Here is a 22,874-nt window from a genome sequence, read left to right as displayed (position 1 = left end):
GGCGCACCAGGCATACCGTAGCCCGAGGCTTCCCCCTTCGGGGCGGCGGGCGCTCGGCGGCCTCCGCTCGAAGTACTGCGCCAGGTCCGGCCAAAGTGCCCGGCCGGGAGGTCTCAGGGGGTGGCCAGGAGGTTGATGAGCTGGTCGCCGGTGGGTGTCCGTCGCACAACTACGCTCTTCCCGGTCCGGGTTCGGGTGATGAGCTGGGCTGCTTCGAGGCGTCGGCAGTGGTGGGTGACGGCGCTGGGTACGCAACCCAGGATGGTGCTGGCTTCTCCCATGGTGAGAGGGCGTTCGGCTGCTCGCAGGAGCTGGGCCCTGGCGACGCCGAGGACGGCCTCCAGAGCACGCCCCGGAACGGGGGCAGAAGCAACGCCGGATTCCCAGAGTCGGCCGACACCGGGCACGGGGTAGCCGACCCAGACTGACTCCGCCTCCACGTTGTATATGGATGCGGCGGATCCCGAGACGATCGGGATCAGGGTGATGGGGCGGCCATGGAGAGGGATCGTGGAATTCTGGGTGCCTGGAAGCCGGAGGGACTCGTCCGCCAGGGATATCGGGTGGTTCAGTGTCGCAAGGGCCGCGTCCAGTGTTCCGGTGACCGAGGCGGCGCCGATGCGTTCCGCCTCGCGGTGCAGCAGGTCCCGGGACTGCTTCCACACGGGCTCGAACTCGGCCCAGACACGGGCGAGTGTGCGGGTGTAGGCCGCGACGAAGCCGCGAGGGTCATCGATCACGTGTTGCCAACGGGGTGACAGGCCACCGGGGAAGTTGGCCACCACCTCCTCGTACAGATCCTCGGCGGTCGTCTGTGCCATGCGGTCGAGCTGTGAGCCGATCGCGCCGTCATCGAGGGGGTCCGGGCACAAGCAGTCCGGTATCCACAGTCCGTGCGGAGCGAAGACCGGACGCAGTTCACCAGCACTCTCCCCGACCGCCTGGCGCACGGCCCGGCGCCACCGGTCGGGAACTCCCTGCGCCTTCGCGCCCAGCCCGTCGGCGACCAGTGAGAGAAGCGTGACCGCTGGTTGGAAGCCCACCGACACCCTCACGTGCCTCCGCCCGTCCAGCTTCGCTGCCGAAATCCTCGCCATAAGCCCCCCGTCCGGTCTAGGTCTGTGACGAAGCACCAGGCGGACCGGTTGCTTCCGCACCCCCTCGTGCTGCCGCTCCCTTCAAGTCAAGCAGCCCCTGCCCGAGCCCCGACAGTCTGTTCCGGTCGAACCGTCGGCAAAGAGGATGCCTGCCCTGCCGGGCAGCTCGACCGCCGGGACCCGCAGGCCCCTCCACCCGAGGATGAGACAGCCGAATCACTACGTCCAGGCCACCGCGGCCCGAAGGGACAGGGACTGACGCCGGTACAGGCGGGCACTCCCGCAGAGCCGCCCCCCCGAGCTGACGCTTCAGCAAATACTGAAAAGCTTGCTGCCGCCTTCGCCACCTGACGACAGTGGTCGAGCGCTTCCAACGGCGCCTGAGTTCGCCTCACGACACGAAGCACAGCCCGCGCACCGGGGCGTCCCGGCTCTGCAGCGGGCCTCACTCCGTACTGCCCGAGCCGCAGCGACAGTCGCAGATCGGCTCCACCACGTACCCCGGGTCTTCACGAAGGAGATACATGAACAAGAAGCAGATACTGGCGGCAGCAGTGGCCGGGTGCGCGCTGAGCGCCTCAGCTCTCTCCGGCACCTCCCTTGCCGCATCCACCGCCACGGTTTCCACCCAGGCATGGTCGTGCGTGGGAACATCCTTCTCCGCGACACTCCACACCGGAAAGTCCCTCTGCAACGGCAACTACCGGCTCACCATGCAGACGAACGGAGACCTGGTACTTCGCGTCGCCACCACAGGCCGGGCCTGCTACGCCAGCGGCACACGCGCCCTCGACGGCGCGTCCGCGACGTTCCACAAGAACCTGGTCAGCAAACCGTGGGTGGACATCACCAGCCCGTCCCAGGGCCGGATCGGCCGCGTGTACGGAGCCCACACACCCACCACCTACGGAACGAACGCAAGCGTGAACTCCAGGGGCGAGTTCTGGATCGGCTACAAGAAGGTCGGCTGGTGCTAGACGGCTCCAGCCCTCCGCCTCACTGGCCCCAGAGGCCCCGCAACGGTCCGCCTCGCGGCCCTCGCGGCCGGAGACTGACGACAACGAGGAAAGCCCCACCTTCCCCGCCAGGCCCCGGCCACCTGAAGCCGACCGCCCCAGGGGTCCAGCAACGTCCTCCTGAGCAACCACACAACACACAGGAAGTACTCATGACGCTACGACGCGCCCTCGCATCCTCCCTGGCCACCATCGGCCTGACCGGCGCCGCTCTCCTCGTGCCCACGGCGACCGCGCACGCGGCGCCGCAGGACTGCGAGGGCGGACGGAACGGCTTCATCGACATCTCCGACAACGCCACCGGAACACCGATCCGTACCCTCGATATGGGATCGAGCGTCAGCATCACGCTCCAGTACGGCAACATCTCCGGCTCCCAGCGCGGCTGGGCCAAGATCAGCGGCCGCACCTTCAGCGGCGACCGCGTGTGGATGGACTGGACCACCAACGGAGGGTCCAGCTGGCTGCAGTGCGGGCCGTTCACGGTGGGAACCACCGGCACCAGCAAGACGAGCGCCGCCAAGACGACCAGCACCTCCAGCAGCTACAAGTTCCGCGCCTGCGGCAACCTCAACGGGGGTCCCGTCCGCTGCACCACCTGGTGGTGACCGGATTCTCCACCCCGGTGCGCCGCCCCACACCGGGGCGCCGCACCGGGCACCCTCAGCTACAGCCAGCGGAAGGGCCTGCCTCTGTCCCGAGTCGCACCCACGCCGCCCCCAGAAGCACAGCTAGTCCATCTGCAGCTCCACCAACTCCACTGCCGGACAGGGTCCCCCAGAGCCTCAGGAGATCGCAGACAGCCCGATCGATCCATCCACAGCACAGAATTCCACAGGACCACGACGGCATTGGGTACGGGTGAGGTCACCGTCTCGGCGGCATATCGGCAGCGCAGCGGGCTGTGAACCCGACTGGGCTACGGTCGCCCGTCCCGAAGCTCCAGATATCCGAAAGGCGGAAGATGCTGCCGTGCCAGGGGCAGCGGATGCAGCCATCGGTCCCTCGCCCCCGGAAAGAGGACCGCTCATGTGGCTGCACCGGGTCGCCAGCACGCGGACCGTCCCGGACGACTCGTGGACCACGACCACCGGCACCTCGACCAGCCGGCCGCGCACAGGGCCCGGCAGGGAAGATGGCCAGGTCCCCGAGCAGGTGCCGGCCATCTCCGAGCAGTTCAGGGACGTGTTCGGCAAGATGGGCGCCGGATGTCTGCTGAAGCGCCATGTGCCCGCCGCCCGAACCCACCCACACTGACGGCTGTACGACCGGCCAGGCCCCACAACGGCCGCGAGCGAACCTGTAGCGGCGCGCGGGCGGCGAAAGACACTCGTAGAGCTCCACACCGACCGCGTTCGACGCGGCAATGGAGCAGCTCGAGGCGCATCTGCGGGCGGCTTTACTCCGCCCAGTCAGTCCAGCCGGCCGCAGAAGCTGCAGGGAGTACGGCCACCACACCGGCCTCCACCAGGGTTGTGGCTGCGCGCTGCCGACCCGGAACGAAGTTCAGGAACGCCGCGGACATCCAGCTGCCCAACGGCAACTGCACCAACACCACATGCCCCAGCCACCGGCCATGCAGGACATCCCGGCCCGGGCCCCAGAGGTACCCACGCGGCCCGAGTAGCCCACCGGCGCGTAGGGGCAACAGCTCTCCGTACGCTGGCACTTCGGCGACGCAGGTCGGTGCGCCCCGGCGAGGGAGAGAAGGGCGGCGCGTACGCGCCGCCGCTGATGTCGCTGTCGCCGTGAGGGCAAGAGCGGCCTGGAGGACGCGCCGCCAGGCGGCGAAGGCGTCGTAGAGCCGTCTTTCCCCGGGTTCGTTCAGGCGGTGGTCTGATCGCATGCCATGGCGGCGAGGTCGGGTCGACCGAGTGGGCGTCGCCAGTCTGGTCCAGCACATGCCGGAAGGGCTCCAAGGAGAGTAGGTCGCGTCCCCTCTATCGGGATGGAGGCTGATCCACGATGCGCTGGCTGCCCGGCGCTTGCTCGAGCAGCGGGAGGTCCTCCCTTCCTGCTTGTTGCACCCAGGTCGGCGCCGACACCGCACCTCCGGCTGGTGATGACGCCCCGGCTGCGCGCCCGGGGCGAAGCCGACGACGGCAGACCGCCACGCCATCGGGTGCGGCGGCTCAGCCAGGCGAGTGACAGCGGCCCACGCGGAATGCTGTCGGGCGGCCGGTGGTCCAAGATGGGTGCCGCCGCCGCTCGGCGGAGCGGGCGTCGACCGCGTCCGCGCCGGTAACCGGCGCCACCACAGTTGTTCCGAGGAGCCCCATCCCATGCGTTCACGCATCATCGCAGTCGTGGCCGCGGCGGCCGCAGTCACAGCGATCTTCGCGCAACCCGCGCACGCGGCCCCGGTCGTCGACGGGGTCTACCGGTTCGCTGCTCTCCAGGACAGCCAGTGCCTCATCTGGCCCAAATCGCACGCGAGCATCGGCTCGGTCGGGCTGGGCGACTGCACCGAGACCGCGTCGACCTCGGCGAACTGGCAGGTAAGCAAGCGCCCCGACGGGACGATGGAAGTATCGACTCCGGGCTCGAACCCCCGCACCTGCCTGGGCGTGAACTCCGACCACAAAGTGAGGGTGAACGACTCCTGCTTCGACAAATACGCCCAGTGGACCGTGTCCTTCGGCTCCGCCGGGCCCGGCAGCGTGGTGTGGGCCGACATCGAGCACACCCCCGCCGATGGATCCGACTCGTGGGGAAAGGTGGTCGACATCCCTGAGGTAACCGGCCGTGTCGAGGTGAGGCGGGCCCCCGTTGAACCGCACTACTGGGGACTGCAGCAGGTCAACCAGTGACCTGAGCCAGGGGATCGCCCGCGACGGCCCCACTCGCCGCATCTGACGGCGCTGGAGGCCAGGGAGGTGCTCGCCGAGCCTCATCTGCAGTGGGGGCTTCTCGCGGTCGCGCTCACCGGACACCTGCAGCGCACCGCTGGCCCGGCTTTCGACGTCACGGACCTCAAGGCCCCACGTGCCAACGTGCTCGTCGTTCATGGAGCCAGCCGCATCGGCAAGACCACCTCCTGCACGCTGGAAGCCGCGCTCACCGGTGCCGAAAGCGGCCTCAGAGGGGCGAACCCACCTAGGCCGGGGCTGCCCGTGTGTCAGCGGCCAGTTGGATTTCCCCACTGGCGGCCACTTCGGCTCCCCACGGTGACCACTTCAATTCCCCACTGGCGGCCACTTCGTGTACGCAGCGTGAGGTCACCCCCGGCGGGGTTCGCCCCACCACGGCAGGATCGGCGGCAGGTCGCTGGTCCCGCGAGCTGGCCGCTTCGGCATCGGTGATTCCCCGTCGTCTCCGTCCCAGCGGCGCGTGTACTGGTCCGGCAGGTTGCCCCAGCCCCAGTAGGGAACCGGGCGGTCGGGCACCTCGCCGAGTTCCTGGAGGGGATCAATAGGCTTCTGCGCCACCGTGCACAGGTGCGTCCAGTCGTCGCCCATGTCGAAGACGTAGGCGAACTGTTCGCCGGCCTGCAGTCTGCTCAGCTTGGTCGCATGCCCGTCGACGGTGCCGTTCGGGGCCTCGCCGTCCCACCAGTCCAGCGGGCTGACGTGGGTGGCGTCGGACAGCGTGAATAGGTGCAGGTGAGCCAAGTCCCAGCGCGCGAAGCTGAGATCGATGGCCGAGGCGAGCTGCGCGAAGGAGTGCGACCGCGCGGCAGCGAACACCCGGCCGGGACGCGGCCACAGGTCAGCACCGTGACCGGAGACCAACTCCACCCGGATCGACAGCCAGGAACGCGCCACGTCAACAACTCCCTCATGCACCAGATCCGCGAGTCAGCGCCAAGGCTACTGAGTGTGACAGCCGACTGGGGAATCGAGCTGGCCGTACGTGGGGGAATTTCTACTGGCCGCCGTCACCCGTGCGAATCGACCTCGCACGCTCGGGCCGGCACCTCCTTCGGAAACCTGGTGCTCAGGATCGTTCCGGGCCGCGCCAAGCTCACATGGCCGTCCGCGACCCTCCTTCGACTCGGCGCTGCGTCGGTGCGTGACGCCGGTGCCCATGTAACAGCCCCGGCTCCACCGGCAGAACGATGACACCGCCTTCACCACCTGCCAGGCGATCGTGGCAACGTGTACACACATCCCTCCGGTCCAGGCTGTCTGCCAGAGCGCGTGCGTCACAGCCTGCCGACGGCTACGCCCATGGTGTCTCCTGCGCCGACACTGATGGGGATCACCCCGTCGGTCTCGGTGTTGATCGCCAAGACCGTCTCCCGGGGGTGTCCCGTGGCGGTAGGAGCCGACCACATAGGCGCTCTTCCCATTGGAAGTGAGGGCCACCTCGGCGGGGAGGCCCGAAGCGACCAGTGGCGGGAGGAAGCCCGGGCCAAAGGGGCACTCAGCGACATCAGCGGCCGGTCCTTACGAGCCGTCCGCCCGAGATGCGGGGTCTGTGCCTGCGGGTAACGGTGGAGGGAGACCCGTTCCTGCTATCCCCACGGAGAGTCATGGTTGTCAAGATGTTGCACGCGAAGGGTATGAGGTCGGAGCACGCCTACACCGCTGCCTTCGCCTCCATCGGCCTGTCCGTCGCCTCATGGTGCGGGTCGATGAAGGCGGAGTCGGCAGGCACGGCACGCGCCGACCGGTGGGGCATCTTCATCGGGGAGTGGGCACCCACCTTCTTCGCTCTGGGGCTGGCCCTCGCCAACTACGAACGTGACCACGAAGCCCTGCACTCGACAGAGCACTGACCCGGGCGCTGCCGCCCGACATCGAAGGGCAGCCGAGTCGCGGGCAGCGTCCCCCGGGCGGAGAGGGAGATTTCCCGCAGTGACCGCCTCATAGGCCATGTCTGCTCGGTGACCCCGTCGGCCGGATCGACGGCCGCCCGCGGGCGGCCGGGCGTGAACCGGATTCGGTTCCACATGATCACGAGCGTCAGTGAAAGCGCCGGGTGCGGTGGACTCGCGCGGTGGTCCGAATGTGTCGGACCACCGCACGGTCTTCTTCGGTTGCTCAGCCCTGGTCGATGGGCAGGGAGAGGTCGGTGACCTGCTTCTGGCGGGGGAATGCGCCGAGGTCCTGGACGGCGCCCGTGAGGACGTCGACGTGGTAGAGACGCATGGTTCCGCCGGTGTTGAGGGTGGCGAAGCCGTGGTTGGTGCCGCTCTTGGAGGAGGTGTGGATGTCGAAGCCGGCGTTGGGGCCTGCGTTGATGCCGAGGTTGCCGGTGGGTGCGAGGGTGCCGGCGTTGGCGGGTGATTGCAGGGAGACGCGGTCGGTGGTGGTGTCGATGTCGAAGAGGGTGGTGGCGGTGGCGGGGTTGAGGTCGTTGTTGGTGTAGGCGGCGGCGGTGACGCCTCGGGCGGTGGTGGGCGGTGTGGTGGGGTTGGTGAGAGTGCCGTCGGCGGTGGTGGTGAGCGGGGCGGCGTCGTCGTCGATGTTGTGGCGGAGGTTCTGGCCGGTGTCGCTGATGACGCGGAGCCGGTTGGCGGCGGGGTTGAAGTCGACGCCGAAGTGCTTGCCCGTAAGGGTGACGGTGAGCTGGGAGACCTTCATGGCCTTGGCGTTGGTGGTGTTGAGGGTGTAGATGCCGCCCTTGTCGCCGACGCCGTAGAGCTTTTCGTTCTGGACGCGGAAGTCCATGCCGACGATCTTGGTGTCGCCGCGCAGTCCGGACACCTTGCCGATGCCCATCGGCTTGGCGGGCCGGTCGACGGTGAACTGGACCAGGTGCTGGTCGGCGGTGAGTCCGATGGCGGTGAGCGCCTTGTGTGCTCGGCGGTCCGGGCCGTGCCCGTGGCGGCCGTCCGCGGTGGCCAGTGCCGGGACGGCCAGGGCCGCTGCCACGGCCAGGGATACGGCGGCGATAGCGGTCTTGCGCTTACGCATGATTCTCCCGGAGAAGAGAGGGCGCCGACGCGAAAAGTCGGCGAGTCGTAAGTCGTACGAGGCTGTGGCACGCGCGGATTGGGTGAGGCGTTCGGGTTCACTCCGTTGGAGTCGTGCGACGGGTGGGCGGTTGGCATCTCATCGTGCCTTCGGTATGTGCGGCCGCCGACTTGCGGGGATGAGTGCACGGCCGACTGCCGTGGTCCCCTCCTCAGCGCGGTGCTCCAGCGACACCGCCGCGCTGTGCCAGTGATACTGCTAGGCAGTGGCTGTTGCACATATATTGCAGTAAGAGCTGCGTGACTCTTTCGGCCCAGTGCCGGGCGTCTGTGTCGTCGTCATTTCTGCGCGGCACCTTTTCCGCTGCTTTGCCGCTCCCACCGGGCCTTTCGTCTGCATCGGCCCCCGCGGCTGACGTGACGACGTCAGGTTGGTCGGCCCGGAATGGGGTTTCGGCGTGCTTGTCTACGGCGGAGCGACGCTTGACGGTGTGGCCGGGTCCCGGCCCTGCCGGTTGTTGCGTGCGTCCTTTCCGTCGGCACGGTCGGCGCGAGATGTTCCGGCGCTGTGCCGCACGCCATCCCATCAGCCCACCCCCCTGGCCACCGCATGCCCTTACGGCCGCGGTGGGAGACAGGGGCAGCAGACAGAAGGAATGCCGTGAAGCTTTCGAAGGCCAGGCCGCGCTCGCGGCGCGTCCTGGACAAGTCCCTGCTCGTGCTCGGCAGCACCACCCTGGCCGCCGGGCTCGGAGCGATGACCCTCGCCCCCGGCCTCAGCGCGGCCTCCAGCCACCGTGAGGCCCCCCTGATCGCCGGGGACCCGCGGGCGGACAACACCGACGTGTACGCGTTCACCAGCCCCGACAAGCCCGACACCGTGACGATGGTGGCGAACTGGGTCCCCTTCGAGGAGCCCAACGGCGGCCCGAACTTCTACGCGTTCGGCGACGACCTGCGCTACAACATCAAGATCGACAACACCGGTGACGGCGTCGCCGATGTCACCTACAGCTGGCGCTTTCGCAGCAGCTACCGTGACGACGCGAACCAGTTCCTCTACAACACCGGCCCGGTCACCTCGCTGAACGACCCGGACCTGAACTTCCGCCAGGTCTACGATCTGGTCGTCACCGCCGGAGGAAAGAGCCGGACCGTCCTGAAGGGTGTGCCGGCCGCCCCGTCCCGTACCGGCAAGGCGTCGATGCCCGACTACGCGGCGCTGCGCAAGCAGGCGACCTTCGGTCTGCCGGGCGGCGGCAAGACGTACGCAGGGCAGGCCGAGGACCCGTTCTTCGCCGACCTCCGCGTCTTCGATCTGCTGTACGGCGGAGACCTGAGCGAGCGAGGCCAGGACACCCTGGCCGGCTACAACGTCAACACCATCGCGATCCAGGTTCCCAAGAACCAGCTCGCCCTCAGGGGCAACGCCTCCCGCAACCCGGTCATCGGCGTGTGGTCGACCACCGACCGTGGCGGTGTCACGGTCAACGACTCCCGTGACAAGGCTGCCGGGCAGCAGTGGAAGCAGGTTTCCCGCCTCGGGAACCCACTGGTCAACGAGGTCGTCGTCCCGCTGAAGTTCAAGGACGCCTTCAACACCCTCAACCCCAGCCAGGACCGCACCGTCCAGCCTGTCGTCGACAAGGTGTACGACCCGATCCTGCCCAAGCTCATCCAGCAGGTCTACGGCATCCCCGCCCCGGCGACGCCCCGCAACGACCTCGCGGAGATCTACCTGACGGGCATCTGCAAGGCCTGTGGTCCGATCAAGGCCGACCTGAACGCCCACCGCCTCAACAAGGACGCGCCACTCAAGAAGATCGTCCCGGCGGAAGAGCTGCGCCTGAACATGACGGTGCCGCCCACCGCGAAACCGCAGCGCCTCGGAGTGCTCGCGGGCGACCTGGCCGGCTTCCCGAACGGGCGCCGCCTCGCCGACGACGTCATCGACATCTCGCTCCAGGCCGTCATGGGCGCCGCCCAGACCGGCGAACTCGTCCCCGCGCTCGCGGACGGCGACAAGGTCGATGCGAACGAGGTCCCGTTCGGCGCCTCGTTCCCCTACGTCGCGCTGCCGCACACCAAGCACGTCAACCGCGGCCCTGACGCGGCCGGTCGCAGCGCCGAGCAGACCTCGGCACATAACCGCCCGGCCGGCCCCGCCATGGAGACCACCCAGGCCGCGGCGCTCGCCGGCGCCGGTGCGCTGCTCCTCGGCATCGGCGGCTTCCGCCTGCGCCGTCGCAACAAGGACAGCTGACCCGGCAGCGCCACACACGCACGGCGTTCACAGTGCCCGGGCCAGGGCAGCGCTGCACCGGCCCGGGCACCCGCGCCGTCGACGCCCGACACAAGGGGAGGACCTTTCGTGCATCCGGACCACACCACTTCCCAGTCCGCGCCGCCACCACGGGCACGAGGTGGCCGTCGAGTGCGGAACATCGCGATCACCCTGGCCCTCGGTGCGACGATGTTCGCCGTCGGGGCGGTCATGCTGACACCCGGCGGCACCACCTCTTCGCCACCCTCGGCCCACGGGCAGCCGGTCGGTGCGCCGAGCGGGTCGATCGAGGCGCTCCAGGCGCGCGTGACCCGGCTGCCGAAGGACGCAGGCGGCTGGGCCGCCCTGGGAATGGCCTACGTTCAGCAAGCGCGTATCACCGCTGATCCGGCCACCTATGACCGGGCCGAGAAGGCGCTGCGCACCTCACTCACCGTGCAGAGGGAGGACAACACGGACGCGGAGATCGCCATGGGCGCCCTGGCCGCTGCCCGCCACGACTTCCCCACCGCGCTGGAATGGGCCCGCAAAGCAGCCGCGAGTGGTCCGTACAGCTCTTCCGCTTACGGGGTTCTGGCCGACGCGTACACCCAGCTGGGCCGTTACGACGAAGCCGACGCCGCCGTGCAGAAGATGGCTGACCTGCGTCCGGACGCCGCCTCCCTCGCCCGCGCTTCCTACGCCTTCGAACTCAAGGGAGACACCGAGCGGGCCCGCGCCCTGATGGGCAGATCGCTGGCGGCAGCGGCCACGGGGGACGAGCGGGCGTTCGCCCACAACGTCCTGGCCACCCTGGATCTCCAGGACGCCAACCCCCGGGCAGCCCTCACCCGCACACAGACCGCGCTCAGAGCCGCCCCGGGCGATTCGGCGCTCCTGGAGACCCGGGCCCGCGCGCACCTGGCATTGGGTAACACCGCCAAGGCTCTTGCCGACTACCGGGCGGCCATCGCGATCGCCCCCCTGCCCCACTACCTGCTGGGCCTGGGCGAACTGGAGCAGTCACTGGGCAACGGCGCCCGGGCCGAGGAGAGTTATGAACTCCTGCGCGCCCAGGACCGCATCCGGGAAGCGGCCGGCGACCCGGCGGACACCGACGCGATCCTCTTCGAAGCCGACCACGGCGACGCGAAGCGGGCCCTCACCATGGCCGAACAGACCCTTCGCACACGCCCGTTCGTCGCCGTCCACGACGCGTACGCCTGGGCTCTGCACCAGGCAGGCCGGGATACCGAAGCCCTCGCCCAGGCCGACAAGGCCCTGGCCCAGGGCACTCGCAGCGCGCTCTTCCGCTACCACCGTGCCGCCATCCACCACGCCCTCGGCGACACCGAGGCAGCGCGCCGCGACCTGTCCGAGGCGCTGCGCGAGCCGGCCTTCCACCCTCTGCACGCCGATGCCGCCCGCACCCTGCTCCAGCGAATCGACACCACACCATGAACCACACCCTGCGCCGAACCGTCACTACCCTGGCCGCCACCGCTTTCGCCGCCCTCGCCTGCGTGGCAGCAGCCCCCCACGCAACCGCCCACCCCCTGGGTAACTTCAGCGTCAACCACCACACGGGCCTCGTCCTTCGGCCCGACCGGATCGACGCCCACATCGTGGTGGACCGCGCGGAGATCGCAGCCCTCCAGGAACGCCCCACTGTCGACGCCGACCGCGACGGCCGGGTCAGCGACGGCGAATCGCGCGCCTACGCTGAGAAGACCTGCTCCTCGCTGAGCGGGCAGCTCCACCTGAACGTGGACGGAACGGCAGTGGACTGGAGCCGGTCTTCGGCCGCCCTGGAGTACCAGAAGGGCGAGGCGGGTCTGCTGACCAGTCGCCTGACCTGCCGGCTGAGCGCCCCGGCCGAGCTGGGCGCGCCCGCCGAGATCCGGGCTGAGACGGACTACGACACCCGACGCGTCGGCTGGCACGAAATGACCGCCACAGGCCAGGGCCTCAGCATCACCCGGAGCGACGTTCCCGCCACGTCCGCGACCCGCGAACTGCGCCAGTACCCGGAAGATCCCCTCGCCTCCGCGCTCGACCAGCGCACAGCGGCACTGAACACCGAGCCTGGACAGGGGGCGACCCTGCCGGCGGTGGCGGACCTGCCCGGCGCGGGCGTGATCAGCGCGGCGCTGGCCAAGGTGACCGGGGCCTTCGACGCCCTCGTCGGGGCCCGCGAGATCACGCTCCCGGTGGGACTGCTGGCTCTGCTCCTCGCCATCGTCCTGGGGGCCTCCCACGCGGCGATGCCCGGCCACGGCAAGACCATCATGGCCGCCTACCTCGCAGGCCGCCGCGGCACCAGACGCGACGCGCTCACCGTCGGCGCCACGGTGACCCTCACGCACACGGCCGGTGTCCTCGTTCTCGGTCTCGCTCTGCCGGTCTCCACCCATCTGGCCGGCGAATCCGTCCTGATGTGGCTCGGAGCCGCCAGCGGACTCCTCGTCACAGGCATCGGCCTGTGGCTCCTCAACGGAGCCGTTCGTGGCAGGCCGCAACACAACCACCACCACCACGGACCGCACCACGGTCACAGCCACAGTGACGGCGGCCACCACCATCACCACGGGCCGGGCTACAGCCACAGCCACAGCCATGGTGACGCCGGCCACCATCATGGCCACGACCACGGGCCGGACGGCCCGCACGATCACGGGCCCATCGCATCGCCCACCGAGCCCGGCACCGCACCAGCCGCGGGCCTCCGGCCGGACGTCAGGGTCGCCACCCTCGCCCCGCCGGACCACGAGCACCTTCCGTCGAGCACGTCGACACCCCCCAAGAGCACCCGGCGCGCAAGCAGGTCGGGCCTCGTCGGCATGGGCATCGCGGGCGGACTCGTCCCCAGCCCCTCCGCTTTGGTCGTGCTCCTCGGCGCGGTGGCCCTGGGGCGCACCGCCTTCGGTGTCCTCCTCGTCATCGGCTACGGCCTCGGCATGGCCGCCACGCTCACCCTCGCCGGACTCCTCCTCGTCCGACTGCGTGAACGCATCGAGAGCCATGACCGGACTCGAACCCTGCGCCACAACCCCCTCCTCCGGAAGCTGGTACGGACCGGCCCCGTCATCACCGCGCTCCTCGTCGTCTGCGTAGGCCTCGGCCTTACCCTGCGGGCCGCCACGGGGAACGGGTAGCGAGCGAAGGGCTTTCACCGATCGTGTCTCGGGGCGGTGGCGGCGCGTGAAGCAAGCGCGTGCTCCTTCACCGCGTGGACGGCAGCGACGCGTGAAGCCGGAGAGCATGAACCAGAACGGGCCCTGCGCGACCATCGGACTCAGCAGCGGGCTCCGGTGAACAGCAGCCCGCCGACGGCATCCAGCAGGCCAAGGCGCGCTTTCGAACGCGCCGATACTGAGTGGCTTCTGCACAGTCGGTGGGTGACGTGTACGAGGGCGCAGGCCTGCAGGAGGGCAAGAGAAGCAGGGGAGAACGCCGCCCTGTACGCCCCCGGGCAGATGTCGGCGGCCGGTGCAGGGGTGCGCGGCGGCATGTGGGCGGTGCGCTTGGGGTACGGATAGGGGTCCGCTCACCCTGAGCGGAGGGGCGGGGTGGGATGTGCATGCTCGTGGGGGTGTTCTGGCTCTGATGGGTTCGGGCGAGACGAGCCCGACCATGGTTACGTTGCACCGGGAACTCGTCGCCCATCTGGGCGGCGACGCTGATGCGGTGATCCTGGAGACCCCGTACGGATTCCAGGTCAACCGCGACGACATCTCCAACCGTGCCCGCGAATACTTCCGACGCTCCGTGAGCCTCGCGACAGTGGTCGCTCCGGACAGCGGCGCAGACGCCCCTTCGAGCGGTGCGCCGGGCCATGGCGGCGCGGACAAGGTCCGTGACCTGGTGCGCAGGGCGGACTGGGTGTTCTCGGGGCCCGGCAGCCCCTCGTACGCGCTGAACCGGTGGAACACCCTGCGCCTGGGCGAGATCCTGTGCGAACGGGTGTCACGCGGGCATGGCGTGACGGTGATGGCCTCCGCAGCGGCGTGCACGGTGGGATTCGCGGCTCTGCCCGTCTACGAGGTGTACAAAGCCGGGCATCCTCCCGCGTGGCTGACCGGGCTTGATCTGCTCGGGGTGCTCGGCCTGCCGGTCGCGGTGATCCCGCACTACGACAACGCCGAGGGAGGCACGCACGACACCCGCTTCTGCTATCTGGGCGAGCCCCGCCTCGCCGCCCTGGAGCACGAACTCCCCGACGAGAGCGCCGTCCTCGGCATCGATGAGCACACCGCAGTCATCATCGATCTCGGTACCTCGCTGGTACGTGTGTGGGGGCGGGGTGTCATGACAATCCGGCGGCGGGGAGCGAGCGTCCTGGTGCCCGGCGGCACCACGCTGCCCGTGGAGCAACTGCGCGACCTGGTGGCAGGAACGCAACCCGCAGTGGTTCCCTTGCCTCGCCGACCTGCCGAAACCGATGAGGGTGCCGGCGCCGCCCGCCACGCCGCCACGGCCGGCACCGGCGGTGCGGCGACACTGCAGGAGGCCGTTGCGGCAGCGGAGTTGCGGTTCGACTCAGCGCAGGAAGCGCGGGACGCCCGGACCATGGCCGAGGCGGCGGTGGAGCTCGAGTCGGTAATCGCCGCGTGGAGCGCCGACATGGAGGAGGACCAGGGCGGAGAGTGGGCCCGCACGGTCCTGCACGGCATGATCCGCCGCCTCGCCCAGGCCGCCGGGCGTGGTCTGAGCGAGCCGGAGCACACCCTCGGGCGGATCCTGATGCCCCTTCTCGGCCTGCGCAGGAGGCTGCGTGCGGACGGCGCCTACGACCTGGCGGACGAGCTGCGCGAAGCCCTGGCAGCCGGCGGCGTCCGGCTGACCGACACCGCAGAGAGTAGCCAATGGCGGTGGGAAGAGACCGACGACCAGCAGACCGGCACGCGTCCGCAGGCGTAGAGAAAACCAGTGGACCCCTTTAAGTCGATTTGCGCACTTGCATAGGTTTTGCAATAAGATCGGCAGAGGGGCCCCTCCCCTCCGGACTCTCCCGCCGACGTTGGAGCCGTGCACGATGCCGCTCGCCTCGCACGAAGCGCCTGATGTGCCGCCGGTCGCCGTCGAAGTGGTGCTGCTGCGGCACGATCCACGCGAGGGCTTCACCTATCGCCGGCTGATCACGGCACTCGGCAGAGGGGTGAGCCCGGACCATGCCGCGAGGGGTCTCGCGCTCCTTGGCGAACACGACGAGACGCACTTGGTGCACTCGACCAGCTGGCGGGCCACTCGCGAGGGCGGCATCACCCTGACCTACCTCGTCCACCCGGACCCCGCCCCGGACCAGCCCGGCACCCCGCTCCCGGAACCGCACAGGATTGCCCGCTCACCCAGGCCGGGCCACCCGTCCCCTCCGGACCTGGAAGTCGGCCACGTCGTAGCGCACGCCGTCCGCCATCTCGCGTTCCTGGAACGTACCGATCCCGCCGTCGCCGCACACGTCTCCGCCTGGCCCGGCCTGATGCACGCCTTGCACTCCCTACCCCTTGCCACCGCGGGAGAAATGGCGCACGCCTGAGCCTCCGTCGCACCACGACTCCACCCCGCCACGCCGGGCCGGGCTCTGGCCAGTACACGCCCCCGTTCGGCTCCGCCGCCGTTGCGGGCGCACCACACGCATGGTGACCTGAGAGCAGCCCAGCGTCACATTATGGGACTTTTACCGCGCGCTCCTTATCGCTCCAGGGCAAGCTCGCGCGGGCCCGGACGGCGCTTGGAAGCTTCAGCTCCCAGCCGCCCCACCTGGACTTTCCGGAGGGCAAGCGGCTCTCACCGGAAACGGACCCCCATGCACGCTCCCCGCATGCTCCGACGCCGCCCCGCATCCCGCCGGGCCGAGCGCACCCTCGCCGCCACCGGCGCACTGGCCCTGCTGACCGCAGCGGCGGTCACCGGCCTCACTCCCACCTCCAGCTCGGCCTCCAGCCACCGTGAGGCGCCGCTGATCGCCGGAGACCCGAGGGCGGACAACACCGACGTCTACGCCTTCACCAGCCCGGACAAGCCCGACACCGTCACCCTCGTGGCGAACTGGCTCCCGTTCCAGGAGCCCAACGGCGGACCGAACTTCTACCCGTTCGCCCAGGACGCCCGCTACAACATCAAGATCGACGCGGACGGCAACGGCAAGCCGGACACGACCTACACGTGGGAGTTCACCGACCACGTCCGCGACGACGCCGACCAGTTCCTCTACAACACCGGCGTCGTGAAGTCGGTGAACGACGAGACCCTGAACTTCCGGCAGACCTACAGCCTCAAGGTCACCGACAGCAGCGGGAACACCAAGACGCTCCTGAAGGACTCCCCGGTCGCACCCTCGAACGTCGGCAAGGCGTCGATGCCCGACTACGCCTCCCTGCGCAAGGAGGCCGTGGTTCCGCTGCCCGGCGGCGGAACGGCCTTCGCCGGCCAGGCGTCCGACCCGTTCTTCCTGGACCTGAGGATCTTCGACCTCCTGTACGGGGGCGACCTCTCGGAGACCGGCCACAACACGCTGGCCGGATACAACATCAACACCCTCGCCGTCCAGGTGCCCAAGTCGACGCTGGCACTGAAGGGCGACGCCAAGCGCAACCCCGTCATCGGCGTGTGGTCCACCACCGACCGCCGAGGAGCCGACGTCACGGGCGCAGGCGGCAAGGGCACCGAGGACGCGAAGGCGAAGGAAGTGCAGGGGGAGCCCGCCAAGGACGGAAACGCCGACGAGTGGCGGCAGGTCTCCCGCCTCGGCAACCCGCTCGTCAACGAGGTCGTCGTGCCGCTGAAGTTCAAGGACGCCTTCAACGCGCTGAGCCCGGAGAAGGACGCCACGATCACCCCGGTCGTCGACAAGGTCAAGGACCCCATCGTCCCCAAGCTCGTCGAGAGCATCTACAAGATCCCGGCCCCCGCCACCCCGCGCAACGACCTCGTCGAGATCTTCCTCACCGGGATCTGCAAGGAGTGCGGCCCCATCAAGGCGGACCTCAACTCGCAGCGCCTCAACCAGGACGTCGACAAGGCCGCCGTCGTCCCAGCGGAGATGCTGCGCCTGAACATGTCCGTCCCGCCCGCCGCCAAGCCCAACCGCCTCGGCGTCCTCGGCAAGGACCTGGCCGGATTCCCCAACGGCCGCCGCCTCAACGACGACGTCGTCGACATCGAGCTCCAGGCCCTCCAGGGCGCCGCGCAGACCGGCAAGCTCGTGCCCGCCCTGGCAGCCGGCGACGCCGTCGACACTCCCTACCGCGAGCCGGGTGACACCTTCCCCTACGTCGCGCTCCCCAACACCGCGGCCGTCAACCAGGCCGACTCGCTCCACCCCGACGGCGGCGTCGGCGCCGGCCTCGGCGGCCTCGCCTCCGGCGACGGCTTCCCCGTCGTGCCCGTCACCGCTGTGGCCGGTGGCGCACTGCTGGCCTGCGCCGGAGCCATGGCCCTGCGCCGACGGCGCTCCGGCCAGGCATGAACAGCCCGCTCTTCTCCGGTCGCCCGCCCCGCTCCTGGCGGGGCGGGCGACCGGCCCGCAACCCAGGCAGCCCCCTTTTGCGGCTCGGCCCAACTGTCCCCCTGAAAAGAGCCGTCGGGGCCTTGGCCATCACTTTCGGCATAGCCACGGCCTGCCTCGGCATATCCGAACTGGTGACGGAGCCCGCACGGGCACCCGGCCCTCTCGCCCTGGGCAGTGTGCCTGTGCACACCGGACCCGCCGAGGCCGCCGAGCCCGGGAAACAGGCAAGCGCGGCGCCCCCGGTGCGCATCCGCATACCCGCCATCGGCCTCGACCAGCCCCTAACGGGCGTGCGGGTCCAGCAGGACGGCCGTCTCGGTGTCCCCCCAGACCCCTCAACGGTCAGCTGGTGGAGCGACGGACCGATACCCGGTAACTCAGGAGCGGCCATAGTCGTCGGTCATGTCGACTCCACCACCGGTCCGGGCGCCTTCCACGGACTCTCCGCACTCCGCCCGGGCGACAAGATCACTGTCGCCCGCGACGACCGCTCCCACGTCACCTTCACCGTCCAGGCACTGCGCCAGTACGAGAAGGACACGTTCCCCGACAGCAAGGTCTACGCGACCACCGGCCCGCCCGCACTCCACCTCATCACCTGCTCCGGCACCTACGACCGCACACGCGGCGAGTACCGCAGCAACCTCGTCATCTACGCCACCACAGCGTGAACCAGCAGCGAAGTACCGGGACGAAAAGCCCTCGGACCCCAGACAGGTAATGCGCACCAGCGCCGCCGATCACGGCCGAGACCAGCAGGCGCCTGTTCCGGGCCGGCACACGACGCGCTCCAGACCACCAGTGCGGGGACACTTCCAGCGGGACTCGTCGTTCTCCTAGAACGCACAGACACTTCACCGCACGAGGCTGCTCCCGCGCGGCATGCGGCAGTCGGCGTCCATGACCGGCTCCCTGGGAACTGAGCCCTGTCGCCTGGCCTGCGTTCAGGACGTAGGTCTGGAGACCGCAGGGCGGCCCTGGTCGCCAGGGTGCGGGGCCGAGGCGGCAGTGGTACCGGTTCGGGGCCGGTCGCCTGGGAGGAGCGTCGGCCACCAGGTGCGGTGCCCGAGATCGAGGATGAGGGCCGGCACGAGGAAGAGGCGTACGAGGAGGGTGTCGATCAGGACGCCGATGGCGACGATGCAGCCGATCTGGGCGAGGTACAGCAGGGGCATGACCGTCAGGGTGGCGAAGGTGGCGGCCAGGATGAGCCCGGCGGCGGAGATGACCCCGCTGGTGGTCTCAAGCCCCCTACGCACCCCGGCAGCCGTGCCGTGCCGTACTGCCTCGCTGCGGATCCGGTGGACGAGGAAGATGTTGTAGTCCACTCCGAGCGCGACAAGGAAGACGAAGGAGAACAGCATCACCGCGGGCTCGGTCACGCTGGCGCCGGTAACCAGCCGGAAGACAAGCGCCGCTGTGCCGAAGGCGGTGAACAGACTGGCCCAGGCCGCCGCGACCAGAAGCAACGGCAGCAGCACACAGCGCACTAACAGGACCAGCAGGACCAGGACCACGAGGAGCACCAACGGTGTGATCAGCCGTTGGCCACGCACGGATGCCTCCTGGAGGTCCGCGTGCTGCGCGCTCTGCCCGCCGACCAGTACCCCTGTACCGGCCAGGGAGGCCCGGAGCCGGGTCACCGTCTCACGGGCGCGGGCGCTGTCCGGTGTGTCGCTCAGCGTTGCCAGGACCAGCACCCTGCCCTCCGCTCCGGACGGGACAATGACGGAGGACGCCACGCCGGGAGTCGCCGCAACCTGGTTGCGTACGCCGGAGGCCCCGGAAGCAGGGGCCACAATGGTCAGAGGGCTCGCTGTTCCGGCTGGAAAGTGGCGGGTGAGGACCTCGTGCCCGGCCACGGAGGGCGCACCGGCCGGCAGGGCCTGGTGCAGGGGAACGCCGCTCGACGCGAGGAGTGGTGCGCAGGCCGCTCCCGCGGCCAGCAGCAGAAGGCTGCCCACCCATACGCGGCGGGGGCGATGCGCGAGCGTACGAGCAGTGGCCGTCCAACGGCTCCCGGTTTCCCGCCCGGTAGGGGGCCGCAGCGTCCGCGGGCCGCACAGGACCAAAAGCGCCGGGAGGAAGGTCAGCGACACGGCGGCGCAGCAAACCATGGCGATCGCCACAGCCGGACCCAGTGCCCGTTCGGCGGGCAGGTCGCTGAGGGTGAGGGTCATCATGGCGCAGGCGATGATGCCGGCGCTGGCCAGGACCGGTGGTGCGGTGGCCCGGCACGCCGCGGCCATCGCCGCAGCGGCGTCCGGCTGCCCGGCGAGTTCTTCGCGGTGGCGCGCAGCCAGCAGCAGCGCGTAGTCGGTACTCGCTCCCACGACCAGCACGAACACGATTCCCTGAGTCTGGCCGTCGATCGGCAACAGGCCCCACCGAGCCAAGGCGTACAGGGCAGCACATGCTGCTGCCAGGGCCAGCAGCGCGCCCGCGATCACGAGCAGCGGCATCAGCACGCTGCGGTAGACGAGCAGAAGAATCACCAGGACTCCGCCCAGAGCAACGGCCAGAAGCGTCCCGTCGATCTTCGCGAAAGCATCATCCAGGTCCACCTGGGCGGCTGCGGGACCCGCCAGGTGCACAGTCGTTCCACTGACCGACGCAGCCGCCTCCCTGACGCTAGCGACCCGGTCGCGCAGATCGGCAGGCCCCCGGGGACCACGACAATCAGGGCCCGGCCGTCCTCGGCGAGAACCGGAACGAGAGACGGACCGGCAAGACGGGCAGTGACCTCACGTGCCGCAGCCTCCTGGCCCGGCGTGATCCGCTCACCCTCCTGACGGGGGACCCAGACCACGGCCAGGGGCAATGGCTCGGCCACGCCGGACGGGTTGAGCACGCGGGCCACCTGCTCGGACTCCGCACCGGCGGGCAGCCGCACCTCCGGACCGGCCCGTGCCACCTCCCCCAGACGAACGGTGTAGGGGCCGGTAGCGATGGCCAAGACCAGCCATAACAGAAGCACGGCCAGCGACCCTGCCCGGGTAAACCTCCGCACGACGACGGCCACCTCCCGATCATGGCGGCCGACGCCGCCGGGGCGGCACGCCGAAGCCCGCGAACCCCTGTGGGATGGATGTACGGAAGCAGTTCGGCGCCAGAACCCGGCAGGATGGGCCATGCGTCCAGATACCACCCGAACAGCCCAAACCTCCCGCATCGATGTGCCCACAGGGCAGCATCGTCGCGGGCTCCTCCTGTGAAGCACCTGAGGGTCAACGCCGCACCCTCCCAATGCCGGTAGAAGGCTGAGCGGCGGGCCGAGGCCGCAGACGGCAGGCCCTGCCGTGCCGCAACTCCCTGAGTCGCCCGCGTCGACCGCCACGCTTCGAACTGACCGACGAGTGCCCGATGCCGCGGGCACCCCGGTGCCACCCCATCAAAGCGAGTAGATCTGTAGATCGGGTTCCCCGCACGAAAGGGCGAGCGTGAGGCAGCGAGACGGGTACAGAGAAACCTCTCGCGAGCAGCACGGACGCGAAGAGCTCAACGCCGCGCACACCGGCTACCACGACGTCTGGGAACTGATCTTGCTACGGCGGGGAACGATCACCTTCAGAAGGACCCATCAGCGCAGGCCAGCGGATAGTGTCGGTTGGCCACCGGAGGCTGCGGCTTCGGCGAGACCGGCCGGGGTGCAGTGCCAGTAGCTCTGCTGGGCGCGGTGGGTCCGGCCGACCAGAGCCGGGGACTCCTCCAGAAGGTTGCGCAGCGCCCGGCGTACGTGGTCGGTGTCCTGCTGGTGCGGCAGCAGCAGCGCCTTGAGCTGGCGGGGTGTGGCCAGGCGCAACTGAGCAAGGATGAGCAGGACCTCGCCGCGGAGGTCCGCGCCGACCTTCGCCACCGTCTTCTTCCCGGGCCGGGACGCTTCTCCCCGTACATCCGTACATGGAGAAGAGGAGTTGCAACCGGCCGGAGCCGGTGAATCAGGGGCCTGATCAGCGACGACGCTCAGGCGGCGGCCAGTTGCTGCGGGGCTGGATGCGGGGCTGGATGTGGGGCTTGCCGCAGGGCTCGCAGCGGGGCTCGCAGTCGCAGCGGGGTGCGCCGGGGCCGGGCGGGTGTGCGGGTCGGGTGCGGCGGTCATCGGATCCTCGGGATTCTCCGGCCGTCATAGCCGGATCGGTGACAGGTCCGGCCCGTACGCGGAAGTGTGTACGGGCCGGAGCCACCGTGCGAGGTCACCCCTTGACCGTGGTCTGACGCCCGACCATCACCGGTGCCCGATACGTCCCTTGACCGCCCCTTGTCCTCCCGGTTTGTCCGTGGCTGACGCCACACCGGCAGGCCGGGCTCAGCGGGCGGGGCGCGTACTGGAGGGCGAAGCTCCGCGCCGCCAGTCCGAGGGCTTCTGGCCCCGGAACGTCTCGCCGCTCTCGATCCGGGCCTTGTTCCGGGCGAACTCCCGCTCGGCCGCCGACAGCCTCCGCGGTGCGCACCCCCCAGCCCTCGGTCACCTTCGTGATGACCTCGCCCTTGGCGTAGTCCTTGAAGCAGGCCGGGCAGGTGCCTCCGTACGCGGCCCGCAGCGACCCGCGCGGCAGCAACACCGCCTTCTTCGCCGCCGTCTTCTTCACGGCCGGTTTCGCACCGCCCGCCTTCTTCCTCGCCGCCTGCGCCCGCTTGATCGCTTCGCGCTGCGCCTTGCCGGGCCGCTTCTTCGGCTGCTGCCCACGTGCCGCCTGAGCGGCCTTCTGTGCCGGGTTCTGTCCCACGCGCGGACCGTAGAGGCTGACGTGGGGCTGACCGCGCGCCACGCCCGCCGGAGGGGCCCAGGCGGTGGCGCGCGGGTGCGGACCGGCGCGCGCACGGTGCGCTGAGTTGCGCACGATGGAACGCACTCCCCCACCCGGTGGAGCGCACCGAGTGGCCTCCACTGTCCATCCGGTGGAAACGGTGGCGCGCACTTCCACCCGGTGGAACGCACCGCGATGCGGCGATGCGGGGCACCATCGCGCCACGCACCACCCCACGGACGGTCACGGTGCGCGGTGCGCCGGGAGGGAGAAGTCTCCCCTCCACCACCGTTCATCGGGGGCTTGAAGCGTCCCTCCTGCGAAGAGGTAGCTGACGAGGTCAAGGGGAAACATCGAAGATCACAGGGAACTCGTGGCTG

General features: G+C 69.7%; 19 protein-coding genes. 12 read left to right on the top strand and 7 right to left on the bottom strand.

All coding sequences use genetic code 11. The features are described 5' to 3' along the window. Window positions 1-113: 113 nt before the first annotated feature. Window positions 114-1,097 carry a winged helix-turn-helix domain-containing protein gene (locus DJ476_RS34075; protein WP_112492352.1) on the bottom strand — a complete coding sequence of 328 codons (984 nt, stop codon included), beginning with the start codon at window positions 1,095-1,097 and terminating at the stop codon, window positions 114-116. 524 nt (window positions 1,098-1,621) lie between these two features. On the opposite strand from DJ476_RS34075, the gene DJ476_RS34070 reads away from it, so the two are divergent. After that, window positions 1,622-2,074 (top strand): hypothetical protein, encoded by a 453-nt coding sequence (locus tag DJ476_RS34070; protein ID WP_318294854.1) that lies wholly within the window; start codon window positions 1,622-1,624, stop codon window positions 2,072-2,074. A 191-nt stretch (window positions 2,075-2,265) separates the two neighbouring features. Next, window positions 2,266-2,721 (top strand): hypothetical protein, encoded by a 456-nt coding sequence (locus DJ476_RS34065; protein ID WP_318294853.1) that lies wholly within the window; start codon window positions 2,266-2,268, stop codon window positions 2,719-2,721. Window positions 2,722-2,898: 177 nt separating this feature from the next. On the opposite strand, the gene DJ476_RS36205 is transcribed toward DJ476_RS34065, so the two are convergent. Next, on the bottom strand, window positions 2,899-3,198 hold the full coding sequence (locus DJ476_RS36205) for a hypothetical protein (protein ID WP_381151037.1): 300 nt from the start codon (window positions 3,196-3,198) through the stop codon (window positions 2,899-2,901). Between DJ476_RS36205 and DJ476_RS34060 the strand changes: the two genes are divergently transcribed. Next, window positions 3,143-3,370 carry a hypothetical protein gene (locus DJ476_RS34060; protein ID WP_112492351.1) on the top strand — a complete coding sequence of 76 codons (228 nt, stop codon included), beginning with the start codon at window positions 3,143-3,145 and terminating at the stop codon, window positions 3,368-3,370. The two genes, DJ476_RS36205 and DJ476_RS34060, sit on opposite strands and share 56 nt — an antisense overlap. Before the next feature lie 1,025 nt (window positions 3,371-4,395). Beyond that, entirely contained in the window at window positions 4,396-4,923 is a 528-nt protein-coding gene (locus DJ476_RS34055) for a hypothetical protein (protein WP_112492350.1), read from the top strand. A gap of 408 nt (window positions 4,924-5,331) precedes the next feature. Here the strand turns inward: DJ476_RS34055 and DJ476_RS34045 are convergent, their stop codons facing one another. Further along, entirely contained in the window at window positions 5,332-5,877 is a 546-nt protein-coding gene (locus DJ476_RS34045) for an IS1096 element passenger TnpR family protein (RefSeq protein WP_112492348.1), read from the bottom strand. 710 nt (window positions 5,878-6,587) lie between these two features. Here DJ476_RS34045 and DJ476_RS34040 point away from each other — a divergent pair. Next, window positions 6,588-6,833 carry a hypothetical protein gene (locus DJ476_RS34040; protein ID WP_112492347.1) on the top strand — a complete coding sequence of 82 codons (246 nt, stop codon included), beginning with the start codon at window positions 6,588-6,590 and terminating at the stop codon, window positions 6,831-6,833. 265 nt (window positions 6,834-7,098) lie between these two features. Here DJ476_RS34040 and DJ476_RS34035 read toward each other — a convergent pair whose 3' ends face one another. Then, the gene (locus tag DJ476_RS34035; RefSeq protein ID WP_112492346.1) at window positions 7,099-7,974 is read right to left on the bottom strand and encodes a DUF4394 domain-containing protein; all 876 of its coding nucleotides are present in this window, start codon (window positions 7,972-7,974) and stop codon (window positions 7,099-7,101) included. Window positions 7,975-8,634: 660 nt separating this feature from the next. Here DJ476_RS34035 and DJ476_RS34030 point away from each other — a divergent pair. The 7 genes from DJ476_RS34030 to DJ476_RS34000 all read left to right on the top strand — a co-directional run bounded on the left by DJ476_RS34030 (window position 8,635) and on the right by DJ476_RS34000 (window position 18,417). Further along, window positions 8,635-10,236, top strand: coding sequence for a DUF4331 domain-containing protein (locus tag DJ476_RS34030; protein ID WP_112492345.1), 1,602 nt, complete (start codon window positions 8,635-8,637; stop codon window positions 10,234-10,236). A 108-nt stretch (window positions 10,237-10,344) separates the two neighbouring features. Then, window positions 10,345-11,697: a tetratricopeptide repeat protein gene (locus tag DJ476_RS34025; protein ID WP_112492344.1), complete on the top strand. Its 1,353-nt coding sequence runs from the start codon at window positions 10,345-10,347 to the stop codon at window positions 11,695-11,697. Continuing rightward, a complete protein-coding gene (locus DJ476_RS34020; protein ID WP_112492343.1) occupies window positions 11,694-13,391 on the top strand; it encodes a HoxN/HupN/NixA family nickel/cobalt transporter in 1,698 nt (565 codons plus the stop codon). Before DJ476_RS34025 ends, DJ476_RS34020 begins: the two co-directional genes overlap by 4 nt. Before the next feature lie 451 nt (window positions 13,392-13,842). After that, on the top strand, window positions 13,843-15,156 hold the full coding sequence (locus tag DJ476_RS34015) for a cysteine--tRNA ligase (RefSeq protein ID WP_128837752.1): 1,314 nt from the start codon (window positions 13,843-13,845) through the stop codon (window positions 15,154-15,156). A 115-nt stretch (window positions 15,157-15,271) separates the two neighbouring features. Then, window positions 15,272-15,772, top strand: a complete 501-nt coding sequence (locus DJ476_RS34010) for a hypothetical protein (protein ID WP_162638835.1) — start codon at window positions 15,272-15,274, stop codon at window positions 15,770-15,772. Window positions 15,773-16,057: 285 nt separating this feature from the next. Then, entirely contained in the window at window positions 16,058-17,704 is a 1,647-nt protein-coding gene (locus tag DJ476_RS34005) for a DUF4331 domain-containing protein (protein WP_318294852.1), read from the top strand. 122 nt (window positions 17,705-17,826) lie between these two features. Further along, window positions 17,827-18,417, top strand: a complete 591-nt coding sequence (locus tag DJ476_RS34000; RefSeq protein ID WP_162638833.1) for a class F sortase — start codon at window positions 17,827-17,829, stop codon at window positions 18,415-18,417. A 273-nt stretch (window positions 18,418-18,690) separates the two neighbouring features. Here DJ476_RS34000 and DJ476_RS33995 read toward each other — a convergent pair whose 3' ends face one another. The 3 genes from DJ476_RS33995 to DJ476_RS33985 all read right to left on the bottom strand — a co-directional run bounded on the left by DJ476_RS33995 (window position 18,691) and on the right by DJ476_RS33985 (window position 22,473). After that, a complete protein-coding gene (locus DJ476_RS33995) occupies window positions 18,691-20,340 on the bottom strand; it encodes an MMPL family transporter (RefSeq protein ID WP_318294851.1) in 1,650 nt (549 codons plus the stop codon). Window positions 20,341-21,326: 986 nt separating this feature from the next. Further along, a complete protein-coding gene (locus DJ476_RS35945) occupies window positions 21,327-21,602 on the bottom strand; it encodes a hypothetical protein (protein WP_318294850.1) in 276 nt (91 codons plus the stop codon). Between the two features lie 337 nt (window positions 21,603-21,939). Then, window positions 21,940-22,473, bottom strand: a complete 534-nt coding sequence (locus DJ476_RS33985) for a hypothetical protein (protein ID WP_318294849.1) — start codon at window positions 22,471-22,473, stop codon at window positions 21,940-21,942. Window positions 22,474-22,874: the final 401 nt, after the last annotated feature.

The sequence above is a fragment of the Streptomyces bacillaris genome, assembly GCF_003268675.1.
GTDB lineage: Bacteria > Actinomycetota > Actinomycetes > Streptomycetales > Streptomycetaceae > Streptomyces > Streptomyces bacillaris.
The sequence above is the reverse complement of the archived record's forward strand: the minus strand, read 5'-3'. Positions and strand labels throughout refer to the sequence as shown.

Bases quoted from the DNA above. Each gene is read 5' to 3' on its own strand.
- DJ476_RS34075 (WP_112492352.1), bottom strand. From the start codon at position 1,097: ATGGCGAGGATTTCGGCAGCGAAGCTGGACGGGCGGAGGCACGTGAGG.
- DJ476_RS34070 (WP_318294854.1), top strand. From the start codon at position 1,622: ATGAACAAGAAGCAGATACTGGCGGCAGCAGTGGCCGGGTGCGCGCTG.
- DJ476_RS34065 (WP_318294853.1), top strand. From the start codon at position 2,266: ATGACGCTACGACGCGCCCTCGCATCCTCCCTGGCCACCATCGGCCTG.
- DJ476_RS34060 (WP_112492351.1), top strand. From the start codon at position 3,143: ATGTGGCTGCACCGGGTCGCCAGCACGCGGACCGTCCCGGACGACTCG.
- DJ476_RS34055 (WP_112492350.1), top strand. From the start codon at position 4,396: ATGCGTTCACGCATCATCGCAGTCGTGGCCGCGGCGGCCGCAGTCACA.
- DJ476_RS34040 (WP_112492347.1), top strand. From the start codon at position 6,588: ATGGTTGTCAAGATGTTGCACGCGAAGGGTATGAGGTCGGAGCACGCC.
- DJ476_RS34035 (WP_112492346.1), bottom strand. From the start codon at position 7,974: ATGCGTAAGCGCAAGACCGCTATCGCCGCCGTATCCCTGGCCGTGGCA.
- DJ476_RS34020 (WP_112492343.1), top strand. From the start codon at position 11,694: ATGAACCACACCCTGCGCCGAACCGTCACTACCCTGGCCGCCACCGCT.
- DJ476_RS34015 (WP_128837752.1), top strand. From the start codon at position 13,843: ATGGGTTCGGGCGAGACGAGCCCGACCATGGTTACGTTGCACCGGGAA.
- DJ476_RS34010 (WP_162638835.1), top strand. From the start codon at position 15,272: ATGCCGCTCGCCTCGCACGAAGCGCCTGATGTGCCGCCGGTCGCCGTC.
- DJ476_RS34005 (WP_318294852.1), top strand. From the start codon at position 16,058: ATGCTCCGACGCCGCCCCGCATCCCGCCGGGCCGAGCGCACCCTCGCC.